Genomic DNA, 14,404 nt, shown 5'->3' with positions numbered 1-14,404 from the left:
GTTTAACTGCTCTTGTTGCTGTGCCAAACGACATCACGTTCGTATTTTGAGACGAGATCTTCCACCCCAAGCGTAAGCGCAAACAGCGCCATGCGTACCAGCACGCCGTTGTCGGTTTGCCGGAATATCGCCAGGTTAGGATTCACATTGAGATCGATGTCTAATTCGTTGGCTTCCATACGGCTGTCCCGGGGAAGCGGATGCATGATGACGGTCTTTGACTGAAAATGACGGGTGTAAATTGCCTGATTCAGGCGAAACTTACCTCGGTAACGGTTGGCTTCTTCCTGCGAAGGAAACCGCTCTTCCTGAATGCGGGTCTGGTAGCAGATATCCGCATCCATATTGCCTTCCAGCTGATCGGTGATGGTCAGCTGGTGTCCGGCATCTTTAATGGCGTCCACAATGGGTTGTGGCATGGCCAGTTCGGCAGGTGAAATCAGTGTAAAGCGAATATTTTTAAACAGACAAAGCAGACGAGACAGGGAATGCACGGTCCGCCCGTAGCGTAAGTCGCCGATCATGGCGATGTGCAGGCCGTCTATTCCTGCGCCGTGGTAATTCAGCTCACGCTTAATGGTGAACAGGTCGAGAAGCGCCTGTGTCGGGTGCTCATTGGCCCCGTCACCGCCGTTAATGACCGGTACCCGGCTGCCTTCTGCAAATTCGCTGACCGACCCGGCTGCCGGGTGGCGCATGGCAATGATGTCAGAGTAGCCGCTTAGCACCCGGGCGGTATCAAACAGCGACTCACCTTTGGCCAGCGCCGAGTTATCCATGCCGGTGGTTTCGCGGACTTCCCCGCCCAGCAGGTTAAAGGCCGTACCGAAGCTTACCCGGGTTCGGGTACTTGGTTCGAAAAACAGGTTGCCCAGGATCGCGCCATTGAGCACCGTGGTACGCTTTTCACGTCGGGCGTAAGGCTCCATGGAGTGCGCCACAGAGAACACTTTTTCTATTGCATCACGATCGAACTGATTAACCGAAAGAATATGGTTGCCGGTAAATTCTGTCATGACCTTCTCATTGCCAACTGAAATCGCCGCATAGTTTAGCAAAAAGGCCGGATACTGTAATGCGTTATGGCTGTGGCGGCGCAATTAATGTGTGCGGCACAAACGGTGCTGCGCCCGCGGGTAAACATCCGGTAATGCCGTAAACCGTTATGTGGCCGACGGCAAAGCGGCCTCATACAGCCGCAGCGTTTTGCGTACCGCCTGGCGGACATGCTGGGTTATCCCGGTTTCGCTCATGGGGGAGGCCAGCGCAAACAGGGAGCGAATGTGAAACTCCCCCTTCAGTAAGCCGAAATAATCAATGGCCAGCTGACGGGCCTCTGCCGGCGGCAGAGTCTGGTCACTGGCTTTTTCGAATACCCGGGCGAGAACGTCAATACTGGCTTTGGGTCCTGCTTCGTAAAACAGCTCCGCCACATGTGGGTTGTTGGTGGCCTCAGTAATGACTACCCGATACATAGCGATAACCTGAGGATCATGAAACAGGCGCATAAACTGCACGCCGACCTGTTGCAGACATTCACTCAGCGGTAACTCACAGGTATTACTGTCTGCCAGACGTGACGGGTCCAGCTCATACGTGCGGCACTTGGCTTCAATGGCCGCCACATATAGGGCGTCCTTGCTGTCAAAATGCGAGTATACGGTTTGTTTAGACACCCCGGAGTGACGCGCGACCTTATCCATCGACGTGCCTGAAAAGCCCTCCTGCAGAAACAATTCACTGGCAGCCGTTAAAATCTGCTGGCGTTTCTGCTCGCTTTTGGGGCGCCCGACCCGGGGCGTAATGACTTTTGACACAACAAACACCTGCTGAAACTTTAATTATCAAACTAGACGGTCTAGTATTTATAATTTAGCATACTGGCCCAACCACACAATGTACAGAAGCTGCTGTGCATATGATGAATAATTAACGTGCGACATGCCGCCTGCCCTCAGCTGGCTGGGGTGGGTGTCGTTCAGGACAACAATACATGGTAAAACTCGCTATCTCTTCCCAGCGCTTCTGGCCGGTACAGAAAATGGGGCAGCTCTGGCTGGGCCTGGCAGGCACGTTCGTGGCGCTCGTGGTGCTGCTGATGTCAGCCGGGAACGGGCAGGCGGTCACTGACAACCTCGGCGAGAAAACTGCTCAGGTAACCACTCAGTCGTTGCACCTGCAGGAGGGGTTCGCCATGCCGGTGCCGGTATACGGATTGGTTGAGTCGCCCCAGCGCACCGATATTGCCTTTGAACGCAGCGGCCTGCTGGCCAGCATGAATGTTGAGGAAGGTGACGAAGTCACTGCCGGTCAGCCCTTGGCGACACTGGATTTAGCGCGATTGAACGCCCGGGAAGCCGAGTTGCAGGCTACCCTGGCCCGCGCCGAAGCAGATGCCCGACTGGCAGAGCTGACGGTGGAGCGGCTACGCACGCTAACAGCGCAACAGGTTGAGTCCGCACAACGTCTGGACGAGGCCAAGGCACGATTGGCTGCCAGCAACGCCCAGCTTGCAGAGGTGGCCGCGGCCTTGGAGTCGTTGCAGGTAGAACGGAATAAGTCGCGTCTGGAAGCGCCGTTCGCAGGCACCATTACCGCCCGCTATGTGGACCGTGGGACGGTGGTCGATGCGGGGACGCCGGTCGTCAGGTTGAGTAGCCGGGAGGCGCTACAGGTGCGCTTTGCGCTACCTGCGGACACTGCGCTGGCAGCTACGCCGGGCACCACCTTGCGGGTAAAGGTAAACGAGTCGGTGGTAGATGCCACTGTTACCCAACGTCTGGCAACCCGGGCCCGCGCCACCCGCACAATTGATATTCTCGTAGCCTTACCGGCGGATGCCGGTGCCATGCCCGGTGATATGGTCAGTATGTTGGCCACCACTGAGCGTAGCGAACGTGGTGCCTGGGTGCCGGTCAGCGCACTCAGTAACGGTTTGCGCGGCTTGTGGCGGCTGTTCGTGGTCAGTCAGGATGACCAGCAACCATTGCAGCTGGAAGCCAGAACCGTGGAAGTGATTTATACCGACGGAGAGCGTGCCTTTATTCGCGGTGCGGTGGCGGACGGTGACGAGTTTGTCACCCAGGGCACCCACCGGCTGGCCCCCGGTCAGTCAGTGTCGGTGACCAAGCGCCCGACACCGGTAGCAGGTCTCTGATATGACCGAACCACACCACAGCGCCGCTGGCCCCTGGTACACGGTATTCTACCGGCGCGGACACTTACTGGCGCTCAGCTTAATAATTGTGCTGGTGGCCGGGTTGTCGGCCCTGTCTACTCTCCCCCGGCTTGAAGATCCCCGTATCGATACCCGCAATGCGCTGGTGATCACCCAGTACCCGGGCGCATCCGCGGAGCGCGTGGAGGCGCTGGTCACTGATGTACTGGAAGACCGACTGCGTGAAATTTACGAGATTAAAGAAATACGCTCTACGTCGAGGGCGGGGATCTCCATTATTACCCTGGAGACCCAGGACTGGATAGAGAACTCCCACAACGATGCGTTGTTCAGTGAGATCCGCGATACATTGAATGCCGCCGCCAGCGCGTTTCCGGCCGGGGTAGCAGCGCCTGTCTTTGATGAAAAGCGGGGCGCAACCGCGTTTACGTTATTGTTGTCGCTTACCCCTGTATATCCTGATACTACACCCATCACGGTCACCGCACGGCTGGCTGATGAACTGGCTGATCGTATTCGTAGCGTACCCGGCACCGAGTTGGTGCGTATTTATGGCGCGCCGCAGGAAGAGATTGCTGTCACTGTTGCTCCGGCCAGACTGGCCGCCACCGGCCTCAGCATTCTGCAAGTCAGCCAGGCCATCGCCGCCGCCGACCCTAAATTACCGGCAGGCACCTTATACACCGAGGCGCAGCAACTGCGTCTGGATATGCGCGGCGCCCTGGATGGGGTGAGCATGGTAGGACACGTGCCCCTGCAAAATGACGATGGCCGTTATCTGCGGGTAAGTGACGTGGCCAGCGTAGCGCGAAGCTGGCGCACGCCGGTTCAGGATATGGCGTTGCATAACGGTCAGCAAACCGTGTTTGTGGCGGCCAGAATGCAAACCACCGTGCGAGTCGATGCATGGACAGAACAGGCGCTGGAGGCGGTGTCGGCATTTAATGCTGAATTCGCCGGCTCCATGACCGCCAATGTGGTGTTTGAGCAGAACAAGTATACCAATGAGCGGCTATCCGGCCTCACCGAAAACCTGGTCATGGGGTGTATGGTGGTCATGCTGGTGATTCTGGTATTTATGGGCCTGCGGGCATCGTGGATAGTGGGTCTGGCATTGCCGCTGTGTGCGTCGTTTGCGCTGTTTTCACTGAGTTTTTACAACGAACAAATTCATCAGATGTCTATTTTCGGGATGATCATTGCTATCGGCCTGTTAATAGACAACGCCATCGTGATCACCGATGAAATTCGTATTAAGTTACAGAACCCTGATAACAGCCGCTTACAGGCACTTACGCTCAGCGTGCGGCATTTGTTCGCGCCCTTGCTGGCCTCTACACTCACCACCATCCTGGGCTTTATGCCTATCTTTTTACTGAACGGCAACATCGGTGATTTCGTCAGTCCCATTGCCATCAGTGTGGTGATGGCGCTGATAGGCTCACTATTTTTATCCCTGACATTAATTGCTGCGCTGGCCGCCCGTTATCTGCCACGTAACGGTGAAACATCGACGCGCTGGTGGGCGCAGGGCATCCAGACCCCCGCGCTGTCAGCGGCATTTAATGCGGTACTGGCTGGCTGGATAAAGCGGCCGGCGCTGGTGCTGCCGGTAATTATCCTGGTGTGCCTGAGTGGGTTCTGGCTGTCATCCACACTGCCGAACGTGTTCTTCCCCAGCGCCGATCGCGACCAGTTTGAAGTTTACGTATGGACAGGCGACGGCAGCAATATTCAGCATACCGCAAAGGTGGTCAGCCACATTGATGAAGCAATACGAGCCCGCGCGGAAGTGAAGCAGGTGACGTGGCTGGTGGGCGGTTCCGCGCCGTCGGTGTATTACAACCAGATTATGAAACGGGATAACACCCCCAACTTTGCCAATGCTGTGGTGACTGCAACCTCCGTCGGGGCCGCGTCACAGCTTATAGCCTCGCTGCAGGCGGAACTGGAGTCTGACTATCCTGAGGCGCAGATTGTGGTTCGGGCGTTCGGTCAGGGGCCTCCCATCGACGCGCCACTGGAAGTCAAAGTGATTGGTACTGATCTGGCGCAGCTTAATGCGCTGGGGCAGCAAGTGCGCGGTCTGATGGCACAGGTGCCGGGTGTGACTCAGTCTAGGGCATCCATTACCCTTGGGGAGCCGGAGCTGGCCGTGCGCACCGACAGTGAAACTACGACCTTATCCTCGTTGTCACTGGCGCAGCTGGCCGGTCAGCTGCAGGAAAGTCTGGCTGGCCGCACCGGTGGCTCGGTACTGGAAGGCACCGAAGATATTCCGGTGCGTGTACGCTTCGAAGATTCCGTACGCAACGGAATATCTGGAGTGGCAGGCATGCCGGTCATGAGTCAGGACGGAACGGGCACCCCCCGCTGGGTGCCGTTACATGCCATTGGCGACCTGGCACTGATGCCCAGTCTGAGCGGCATTACGCGGCTGGAAGGTGAGCGGGTGAACCGGGTGCAGGGCTATCTGCTGCCCGGGATCCCTGCCGTGGATGCCAGTAACGCGCTGCGGGACCTTATTGATAAGCATATTCAGTTGCCCGCCGGCTACCGTATTCAAATGGCGGGCGATGCTGATGAGCAAAAACAGGCGCTGGGACAGCTGGCCACCTATGCGCCGGTGCTGCTGGTACTCATGCTTACCACACTGATACTTACCTTTCAGAGTGTGCGCATGGCGTCGGTCATTGGCATGGTGGCGGTGCTCTCGGTGGGATTAGGCATGGCCAGTTTGTGGATTTCTGGGTTGCCGGTAGGCTTTAACCCCTTACTGGGGTCGGCCGGTTTGATTGGCGTGGCTATAAATGGCTCAATTGTGGTGATCGCCGCAATTAATGCGAATCCTGCTGCCCGGCAAGGCGCAACCCGGGCGATTGTTGAAGAAACCATGGGCTGTAGCCGGCACATACTGTCGACCACCTTCACCACCGTCGGCGGGCTTATCCCACTACTGCTGTTTAGCGAAGGCAGTTTCTGGCCGCCGCTGGCTGTGGTTCTGGCTGGGGGAGTGGGTTTTTCAGTCATGCTGTCACTGGTATTTACGCCCACCCTGGTAGCATTGTTTCATCGCCAACGCCAGCGCCGCCAACCACAGCGTATGCCGGGGCTGGCAACGCCCGGCACTCTCGCTGGCTGAGTTTTATCATGGCCACCGGCTGGTACATGCCGGCGCAGCAGTATAATCTATGCGGTCTGTCTGCTCGTACTAGTGATTAAGATGCGAAGCAATAATTCCAAGCCCAGGCGCGACCAGCGATGGTGGCAAACCTCCTGCCCGTTTTGTAATCGGGTGCGGCTGTACGTGCTGTGGGCAGTAATCATGTTGGTGGTGTATTTGTATGTCTGGAACTGAGTCTGAGCCTATTTTTATTCGCGCCAGCGCGAAGCGCAATGGCATCACCAGCGTGGTGATAGGCCTGGCTGGTTTGTTAGTGTCCGCGATGTGGCTGGCCCTGGCCCCCGACTGGCTGTTTCTGGCCGGGGTGTTTCTTACCAGTGCCTCTATTGTAGCGTTGCTGATAGGCTGGTTTAAGTTACGTGAACCTGACCACAGTATTGAAATCTCCCCGCAGGCTATTCATTACCATCACCGGCTGGGCAACTGGCACCTCGACTGGGACAATGTGCAGCGCATTGACTGCCCGCGGGTGCGCAAAGGGCTGGACCATGTCGACTTAGAAGCGATTGGTTTTCGCATAAAAGATTATGCGCCGTTTCTGCGCAGCGTGTCACCGCGACTCGCCACCCACCTGCTAATGGAGCAGCGGCCACTGTTGTTTCAGAATGACGACGCCAACTGTCCCTCGGGCAGTTGCTACAGCGAGACCATGTTTGATGACAAACAGTTTACCCTGAGTGATGGCGAGGTGTTGACTGGCATCAAGGCCATGCTGGCTAATCGCATGACTCAGTTGCGCAGCCGATTAGGATTCGATGTGTTCGTGTCAGCATCAGAACTGGATCGTACGCCAGCCGAGTTTTCCTCCCTGATGCGGCAGTGTCAGGAAGCGCGAATGAACGCCGTGTCAGCCGAATGAGGTAGTGATTGATTCCAGATGGTCACTGGCGGCGACCAGTACGGACTCCGCCTCTACCATAAAGCCGGGTAGCTGTTCGGCAACCAGGAAGTGCTGCCCCAGTTTCAGGGCGGTCTCCAGTTCACTGGTTAAATGTTGAAGTTTGGGCAAGCCGGTGTAACAACACGCCCCATGCAGGCGGTGCACTTCGGCTTTCAGGCTGGTGTAATTGCGGTCGTCCCAGGCATGTTTAATCACATCAACGGAGGCCGGCAGTAGATTGGTGAAGTCCCGCAATAACTCTTCCGCTGCATTGGCATTCTGATTGGCGCGTTTTAATGCCAGTTGCCAGTCCAGCGTAGGCAACGCCATGGCCGGTGCCGACACCGGCTGACACCAGCGCCGGATAAGATCCAGCAAGGTGCCCAGTTCTATGGGTTTGGGCAAATAGTCGTCCATCCCGGATGCCAGTAATTTTTCCTGCTCTTCTTTAAACGCGTGAGCGGTGACCGCAATAATAGGAGTGCCCAGGTTCAGCGCTGTCTGACGGATAGCCCGTGAGGCCTGCAACCCGTCCATACCCGGCATTTGTACGTCCATCAGAATCAAATCATATTCGTGGGTCTGGCAGCAGTTCACCGCATCCTGGCCACTCATTGACGTGGTGAGGGTGATGGGCGAGTCACTTAGCCAGGTATCCAACAGCTTGAGGTTCATGTCCATGTCGTCCACCGCCAGGATCCGTGCCCGCGGGAGCGCGTCAATCTTATCCTGCATGGGATTACGCTGTGGCTTCATCTTGTGGTTAACCAAGTCATCCAGTTTCGACAGTGACATAGGCATACGCAGTTGCGAATGGAAATACTGCGTCAGGCTGGGGTACTGATTAAAAGGCTCACCGCCGGAGTACCACAGAATGCGTTTCTTAGCCGAAAACTGCACCAGTTCACTCAGGTACTCATCCCGTTTATCAGTTTTGGTAACCGGCGTGACGGCCATCAGGTAATCGGCGTTCATATCCAGCGTGCGCAGGTAGGCCAGTGATTCCACCGACGTGGTGCTGGCACCTAAATGCTGCATCAAACGGGCGCTGGCCATGCGGGTAGCGGGAACAGGGTCGAAAATGACCACTTGCTTGCCGATCCAGTCAGGATGCGGACCCAGTGAATACTTCTGGCTAAGCTGGTTGGTTCGCAAAGTCACTTCGAATGTGCTGCCCACGTTGGGGGTACTTTTCAAAGTGAGGTTACCGCGCATCAGTCGCACCAGTTCACGACAAATCACCAGCCCCAGCCCGGTACCCTGATAACTGCGGTTCAGCGCATCATCCACCTGCGAGAAGGCATTGAAAAGTTTCTTCTGATCCTGACGGCTGATCCCAATCCCGGTGTCTTTCACCTTGATATTCAGCTCATGGATGCCGTGAGGCAGGGCGCGGCCACTGACGGCCAGTGTGATGGTGCCAGACGAGGTGAATTTAAGCGCGTTACTGAGCAGGTTATTGAGTACCTGCTTAATACGATAGATATCGCCAATCAGCTTTTCGGGCAGCGGCTGCAATTCAAATACAAACTCCAGACGTTTACCGTGCGCGGTTTTCGACATGATTGTCACCATCTCTTCCAGCAACTGGTTGGGCGAGAACGGCTGGTTGTTGATTTGTAACTTGCCGGCTTCAATTTTAGAAAAGTCGAGTACGTCGTTCACAATGCTCAGCAGGTTATCTGCCGCGGTACTGATAATGCGCACTTGTTCCTGCTGATCAGTAGGCAGTGCAGACAGGGTCAGTTCACGGCTGAAGCCCAGAATGGCATTGAGTGGCGTGCGGATTTCATGACTCATATTGGCCAGGAATTGCGATTTGACGTTACTGGCTTTAATGGCATCCTTACGGGCAATATCCAGACGCGCATTCTGCTCCTCAATGAGCTCCATGTTGTTGCGCAGATCATTGGTGGCCTGTTCCACTTCGCTTTGCAGCTGACTGCGGCTTTTCTCCATTAACGCCAGTGAAAACAGCCCCGCTTCCAAAAACACCCCGACCTGGAAACAGTAGGCAGTGAAGGCATTGGACGGCAGCACCCCCACCAGACTCAGCATACCAATGATGGCGCCCCCGGCCAGCATGGTCCAGGCGAAGATAAAATAGCGGGCGGGCTGAAAACGGTTAGCGTATGCCTCAAAACCTGCATAAATATAACTGCAGATAGCGAGCATGCCGACACCATACACCAGGTTATTCTTCCACACCGGCGGAAGCAGGCCGGTCAGACAAATCAGTGCTACACCGATCTGCGCCACCAGCATGCCTACCACAATCGGGTGGGCATGGCGCGCATGCACCCGCGTATCAAGGAAGGTCATGGTGAATATACCGGATGACAGGCCGATAATTATGAAGATAAGCTCGGTATGGCCCACGAACCACAGGGGCAAGCCGTCATCGACCAGTAAGTGGACATGCCCACCCCATATGAACTGCCACAAAATGACCGCCAGAATATATCCAACGTAGGCAACCAGGCTGGGCTCACGCACATTCAGGTACAACACCAGATTGTATATGGCTAAAATAACCAGGCCGCCGTAAAACAGCCCCCACAGAATGCTGTCCCATTGTACATAGGCACTGTGCATGCTTTCTGGCTGCAGGGTGAGCGGCACAATTAAGCTGGACGAATTGCTTTTCACTCGTACGAAGACGTCTACCGGCGTTGACTCCGGTAGCTGGATCCGCATGGTGGGAATACGAAATAACTGTTCTTTTTGCGCTTTACCCTGATGGCTCTGGGTCACCTTATTGCCTGCCACCACATAGAAATCGACGTTATCCAGCTGGCTAAAGCCAACGGTAAGCACCCAGTCGTCTATACCACTGACATTTTTCAGCGGCACATACAGCCACAAGGCTTCCTCCTGAAAACCGAAGTTGGGGTTGTCGTCAGGGTAGGGGATAAAGTCGCTTTTGCGCCGTTGTACGTCACTGATGGTATACGGGCTGCCCGTCTCGGGCAGGTAGCGGAAGTTTTCGTACAGGCTGATTTCCTGCTGACCGCTGTACAGGGTTAGCGGGGTGGCCGCGCAGGCAGGTGCGGCCATGAATAGCAGCAAAATACTCACCAGGATAATTCGGATAGCAGGCATCGGGTGGTTGTCGGTATACAAATCAGTCAGGACGAATTGCTATTAAACCACCCCTTTGCCGGAATGTACAAAGGTGTAGGGGCGAGGGCGAATGAGCCGTATTGCACTAACGCAGGGATTGCCCCACAATAGCAAGCAGGTCAGCGCCACGGGCGTGCCTTCTCAGGGGGGGCATACCGCTTGGCAGACCACCGCGCACGCAGTCAATATACCCGGTTTTTTCCGGGGCAGACAATCTGCTGGCATTGGTAGTAGCAAATAACAATATGAACAGACTCCATGAGCGATCAGATAACAATTAATCGAGACGGCATCGAGCAGTTGCCGCTACGCCGGTTTACCGAAGACGCGTATCTCAACTATTCGATGTACGTGATTATGGACCGGGCGCTACCGAATATCGCGGACGGCCTTAAGCCGGTACAGCGGCGGATCATTTACGCTATGTCTGACCTGGGCCTGAGCGCCAGTGCCAAGTACAAGAAATCGGCACGGACGGTGGGTGATGTGTTAGGTAAGTTCCATCCCCACGGCGATTCCGCCTGCTATGAAGCTATGGTATTGATGGCGCAGCCGTTTTCTTACCGCTATCCGCTGGTGGATGGGCAGGGGAACTGGGGGGCACCGGATGATCCCAAGTCATTTGCTGCCATGCGTTATACCGAAGCCAGGCTGTCGCGCTTTTCTGAAGTATTGCTAAATGAAGTGGCCCAGGGCACGGTGGATTGGATCCCGAACTTTGACGGTACCTTGCAGGAGCCCAGCGTACTGCCAGCCCGTCTGCCGCACATTTTGTTAAACGGCGTAACCGGCATTGCCGTGGGCATGGCCACCGATATTCCGCCGCATAACGTGCGTGAACTGGCCAATGCCTGTGCCATGCTTCTGGATAACAGTCGCACTGAACTTGGTGAGCTGCTGGAAATCGTCCAGGGCCCGGATTACCCCACCGACGCGGAAATCATTACGCCCCGCGAAGATATTGCCAAACTCTATGAAACCGGCCGTGGTTCATTGAAAATGCGGGCGGTGTATATGGAAGAGGCCGGTGACATCATTGTTACCGCACTGCCTCATCAGGCGTCAGGCGCGAAAGTGCTGGAGCAGATTGCCAGCCAGATGCAGGCTAAGAAACTGCCTATGGTCAGCGACTTACGGGATGAGTCAGATCATGAAAACCCCACCCGACTGGTGATCACCCCCCGTTCCAACCGGGTGGATACTGAACAGCTTATGCAACATCTGTTCGCCACCACTGATTTGGAAAAGAACTACCGGGTGAACCTGAACATGATTGGCCTGGATGGCCGTCCCAAGGTAAAAGACCTGAAAACCATCCTCTCTGAATGGCTGGTTTACCGAAAAGATACCGTCACCCGCCGGTTGCAGTACCGCCTTGATAAGGTGTTGGCGCGATTGCACATTCTTGAAGGTTTGATGATTGCGTTTTTGAATATAGACGAAGTCATTGAAATCATCCGTACTTACGATAAACCCAAACCTGAATTAATGCAGCGCTTCAGCCTGACTGACACGCAGGCAGAAGCCATTCTGGAACTGAAACTGCGTCACCTGGCTAAACTGGAAGAAATGAAGATCCGCGGTGAGCAGGACGAGCTGGCTGCAGAGCGGGATAAATTACAACAACTGCTGGGTTCAGAACGTCGCCTGAAAACCCTGATTAAAAAAGAAATTCTGGCCGACGCGGAAAAGTATGGCGATGATCGTCGCTCGCCGCTGGTGGCGCGCAGTGAGGCGAAAGCCCTTTCCGAAAAAGAGCTGGTGCCCTCCGAGCCAGTCACTGTGGTGTTGTCAGAAAAAGGCTGGGCGCGGTGTGCCAAAGGCCATGACGTGGATGCCGAGGCACTGAACTACAAAGCCGGTGACAACTATTGCTCCAGTGCCACCGGACGAAGCAATCAGCCCGCCGTATTTATGGACTCGTCCGGACGCACCTTTGCCTGCGATGCCCACGGGCTGCCGTCGGCACGAAGCCAGGGTGAACCGCTTACCGGCCGCTTCAGCGTCGTAGCCGGCGAGCGTTTCGAGCATGTGTTAATGGGCGCAGACGAACAACGCTTTTTAATGGCTTCCGACGCGGGCTATGGTTTTGTGGGTAAGTTCAGCGATATGGTCAGCAAGAACAAGGCCGGTAAAGCCTATCTGTCATTACCAACTGCAGCAAAAATATTAAAGCCAGTGCCGGTTATGCACATTGAAACCGATTGGTGTCTGGCGGTGTCCAATGAAGGACGCATGCTGTTGTTCCCGCTGAGGGATCTGCCGAGTCTGGGCAAGGGCAAAGGGAATAAACTTATTAATATTCCGTCGGCGAAATCCCAGTCTCGGGAGGAATACGTCAAAGCCCTGGCTGTGGTGCCGGCGGACAGCTCGGTGAAAATTGTCGCCGGCAAACGCAGTATGACGCTCAGTCCGGCCGATCTGGAGCATTATCAGGGTGAACGGGGACGACGTGGTAATAAACTGCCCCGAGGCCTGCAGCGGGTTGACAGTGTCCAGGTGGCCGCCCCGGCCAACAAAGACCCAGAGCCAGCCGGCACCAGTGACTAACTAATCGGCGTGGCGGGTACCGTGGGCCCGTCACTGCAACAGGAGCAAACCTATGCTAGGTATGGTATTCAGATCCATGGCCCATATGCTGGAAAAAAAAGTCTCTGACGATTACGCGAAGGAGATTTTTGCCGCGGCCGGTGTCGGCAGCCCCGGTTCGTTTGAAGCTGACAAATCATATCCTTTCACTGACATGCAGAAGGTGCTTAGTGCCCTTGAAGACAACACCGGGAAAAGCAGTGAGGAGCTGTTGCATGACTTTGGGTACTATTTGTTTAACCGGCTGGTAGAAGTGCACGGACAGGTGCTGTCCGGGCGCAATTCCTTGCTGGAGGTGCTGGAGTACCTGGATACCGATATTCACAGCCAGGTGCGCGAGCTTTACCCGGATGCTGACTTACCTAAAGTAACGGTCCTTTCCCGCACTGATAACGCCATGCGGCTGCGTTATTGTTCCAAATACGACCTGTACGCACTGGCAGAGGGGTTTCTGGATGCCGCAGCTGACCATTACAGCACTGCCATTGAACGCGAGACTATCGCCTGTTCAGAGCCTCACACCTACCAGTTCAGTCTGACGGTGGTGTGTCGCTGACGTTTTAGCGTACTGGCGCTTCTCAACCATAAAAAAAGCCGCATATGAATGCGGCTTTTTGATGACTGCTTATCCGGGGTTACTTGGCATTGGTGCTTTCAAAAATTTTGTCGGCAGAGGCCGCCACGAATCCCTGATAAAGTTTGCCGTTGGGCATTTCATAGCGCTGGGCAAACTCATAGAAACAACTGGGAATAGCCAGCGTTTCTTCACCAAATGCGACATCTGCGCGGTCGGCCATGGTCGATGATTGCGCCAGATGAACATCCGGACCGCCTTTAATTTCACCGCCCGATGTATTCAGCACAAAGCCTGCTTCTTTCAGCAGGGTGTTCACGTCAGTCAGCGAATGGGTTTGCGTAAGATGATTAACGCTAACCGTAAAGTGGTTAGCGCGGAAGCCCCACGCTGCCAGCCAGGCCGCATACTCTGACTCATTTAACAGAGTATCGTAGTCGGCTTTGGTGATGTCCCAGTGACGGCCGGAGTACAGAAAGTTATCTTCCTCGACCACCTCAGGGTTCATCTGCCCTACGAGCTTATGAATAATTTCCTGAGCCTGTTCAGACAGCTCATCTACCCGTAGCTCGCTGATAAACACTTTAGGCTGGGTGTCATCCGGATGCTCAAAGTGCTTAGCATCCAGTTTCTTCGCTTCAAAGTCGTACTGGCCTTTCTCTTCATAGCCCAGGGCAAGAAAGTGCGCGGCCAGCTTGTCTAACCGGGTTTTATCCAGCTTGAAGGTACGAAACGCCACGTGGTCGTTAACAATTTCGTCGCCTGACTCTTCGCCCAGCAATAATTTGTGGATCTTGTGCGCAGACGGCGTAATAGTCACGTAGTCGTCCCACATATGGGAAAATAAAGTGTCAATGTTGCTATGCATAAACAAAC

9 protein-coding genes are annotated in these 14,404 nt (G+C 55.2%); 5 read left to right on the top strand and 4 right to left on the bottom strand.

Annotated features, from left to right (window positions below; genetic code table 11):
* Positions 1 to 2: 2 nt before the first annotated feature.
* Positions 3 to 1,016: an aspartate carbamoyltransferase gene (locus OCL06_RS01860; protein WP_262992043.1), complete on the bottom strand. Its 1,014-nt coding sequence runs from the start codon at positions 1,014 to 1,016 to the stop codon at positions 3 to 5.
* A gap of 147 nt (positions 1,017 to 1,163) precedes the next feature.
* The gene (locus tag OCL06_RS01855; protein ID WP_262992042.1) at positions 1,164 to 1,817 is read right to left on the bottom strand and encodes a TetR/AcrR family transcriptional regulator; all 654 of its coding nucleotides are present in this window, start codon (positions 1,815 to 1,817) and stop codon (positions 1,164 to 1,166) included.
* 176 nt (positions 1,818 to 1,993) lie between these two features.
* Between OCL06_RS01855 and OCL06_RS01850 the strand changes: the two genes are divergently transcribed.
* The 3 genes from OCL06_RS01850 (at position 1,994) to OCL06_RS01840 (ending at position 7,221) form a co-directional block, all read left to right on the top strand.
* A complete protein-coding gene (locus tag OCL06_RS01850; protein WP_262992041.1) occupies positions 1,994 to 3,157 on the top strand; it encodes an efflux RND transporter periplasmic adaptor subunit in 1,164 nt (387 codons plus the stop codon).
* A gap of 1 nt (position 3,158) precedes the next feature.
* Positions 3,159 to 6,320 (top strand): efflux RND transporter permease subunit, encoded by a 3,162-nt coding sequence (locus OCL06_RS01845; RefSeq protein WP_262992040.1) that lies wholly within the window; start codon positions 3,159 to 3,161, stop codon positions 6,318 to 6,320.
* A 202-nt stretch (positions 6,321 to 6,522) separates the two neighbouring features.
* Positions 6,523 to 7,221, top strand: a complete 699-nt coding sequence (locus tag OCL06_RS01840) for a DUF2982 domain-containing protein (protein WP_262992039.1) — start codon at positions 6,523 to 6,525, stop codon at positions 7,219 to 7,221.
* Here OCL06_RS01840 and OCL06_RS01835 read toward each other — a convergent pair.
* A complete protein-coding gene (locus OCL06_RS01835) occupies positions 7,210 to 10,299 on the bottom strand; it encodes a hybrid sensor histidine kinase/response regulator (protein WP_373318435.1) in 3,090 nt (1,029 codons plus the stop codon). The genes OCL06_RS01840 and OCL06_RS01835 overlap by 12 nt on opposite strands.
* A gap of 324 nt (positions 10,300 to 10,623) precedes the next feature.
* Here OCL06_RS01835 and parC point away from each other — a divergent pair, with 324 nt between their 5' ends.
* Together parC and OCL06_RS01825 are read left to right on the top strand one after the other, a co-directional pair.
* On the top strand, positions 10,624 to 12,915 hold the full coding sequence (gene parC, locus OCL06_RS01830) for a DNA topoisomerase IV subunit A (RefSeq protein ID WP_262992037.1): 2,292 nt from the start codon (positions 10,624 to 10,626) through the stop codon (positions 12,913 to 12,915).
* Positions 12,916 to 12,967: 52 nt separating this feature from the next.
* The gene (locus OCL06_RS01825; protein WP_262992036.1) at positions 12,968 to 13,510 is read left to right on the top strand and encodes a heme NO-binding domain-containing protein; all 543 of its coding nucleotides are present in this window, start codon (positions 12,968 to 12,970) and stop codon (positions 13,508 to 13,510) included.
* A gap of 79 nt (positions 13,511 to 13,589) precedes the next feature.
* Here the strand turns inward: OCL06_RS01825 and OCL06_RS01820 are convergent, their stop codons facing one another.
* Positions 13,590 to 14,396: a DUF1338 domain-containing protein gene (locus OCL06_RS01820; RefSeq protein ID WP_262992035.1), complete on the bottom strand. Its 807-nt coding sequence runs from the start codon at positions 14,394 to 14,396 to the stop codon at positions 13,590 to 13,592.
* Positions 14,397 to 14,404 lie beyond the last annotated feature (8 nt).

It is taken from the genome of Alteromonas salexigens, assembly GCF_025628895.1.
Taxonomy (GTDB): domain Bacteria; phylum Pseudomonadota; class Gammaproteobacteria; order Enterobacterales; family Alteromonadaceae; genus Alteromonas; species Alteromonas salexigens.
This window is presented reverse-complemented; position numbering and strand designations above follow the sequence as displayed.

Excerpts from the sequence above, each read along its gene's own strand:
- OCL06_RS01860 (WP_262992043.1), bottom strand. The coding sequence starts at position 1,016 with ATGACAGAATTTACCGGCAACCATATTCTTTCGGTTAATCAGTTCGAT.
- OCL06_RS01850 (WP_262992041.1), top strand. The coding sequence starts at position 1,994 with ATGGTAAAACTCGCTATCTCTTCCCAGCGCTTCTGGCCGGTACAGAAA.
- OCL06_RS01845 (WP_262992040.1), top strand. The coding sequence starts at position 3,159 with ATGACCGAACCACACCACAGCGCCGCTGGCCCCTGGTACACGGTATTC.
- OCL06_RS01840 (WP_262992039.1), top strand. The coding sequence starts at position 6,523 with ATGTCTGGAACTGAGTCTGAGCCTATTTTTATTCGCGCCAGCGCGAAG.
- OCL06_RS01835 (WP_373318435.1), bottom strand. The coding sequence starts at position 10,299 with ATGGCCGCACCTGCCTGCGCGGCCACCCCGCTAACCCTGTACAGCGGT.
- parC (WP_262992037.1), top strand. The coding sequence starts at position 10,624 with ATGAGCGATCAGATAACAATTAATCGAGACGGCATCGAGCAGTTGCCG.
- OCL06_RS01825 (WP_262992036.1), top strand. The coding sequence starts at position 12,968 with ATGCTAGGTATGGTATTCAGATCCATGGCCCATATGCTGGAAAAAAAA.
- OCL06_RS01820 (WP_262992035.1), bottom strand. The coding sequence starts at position 14,396 with ATGCATAGCAACATTGACACTTTATTTTCCCATATGTGGGACGACTAC.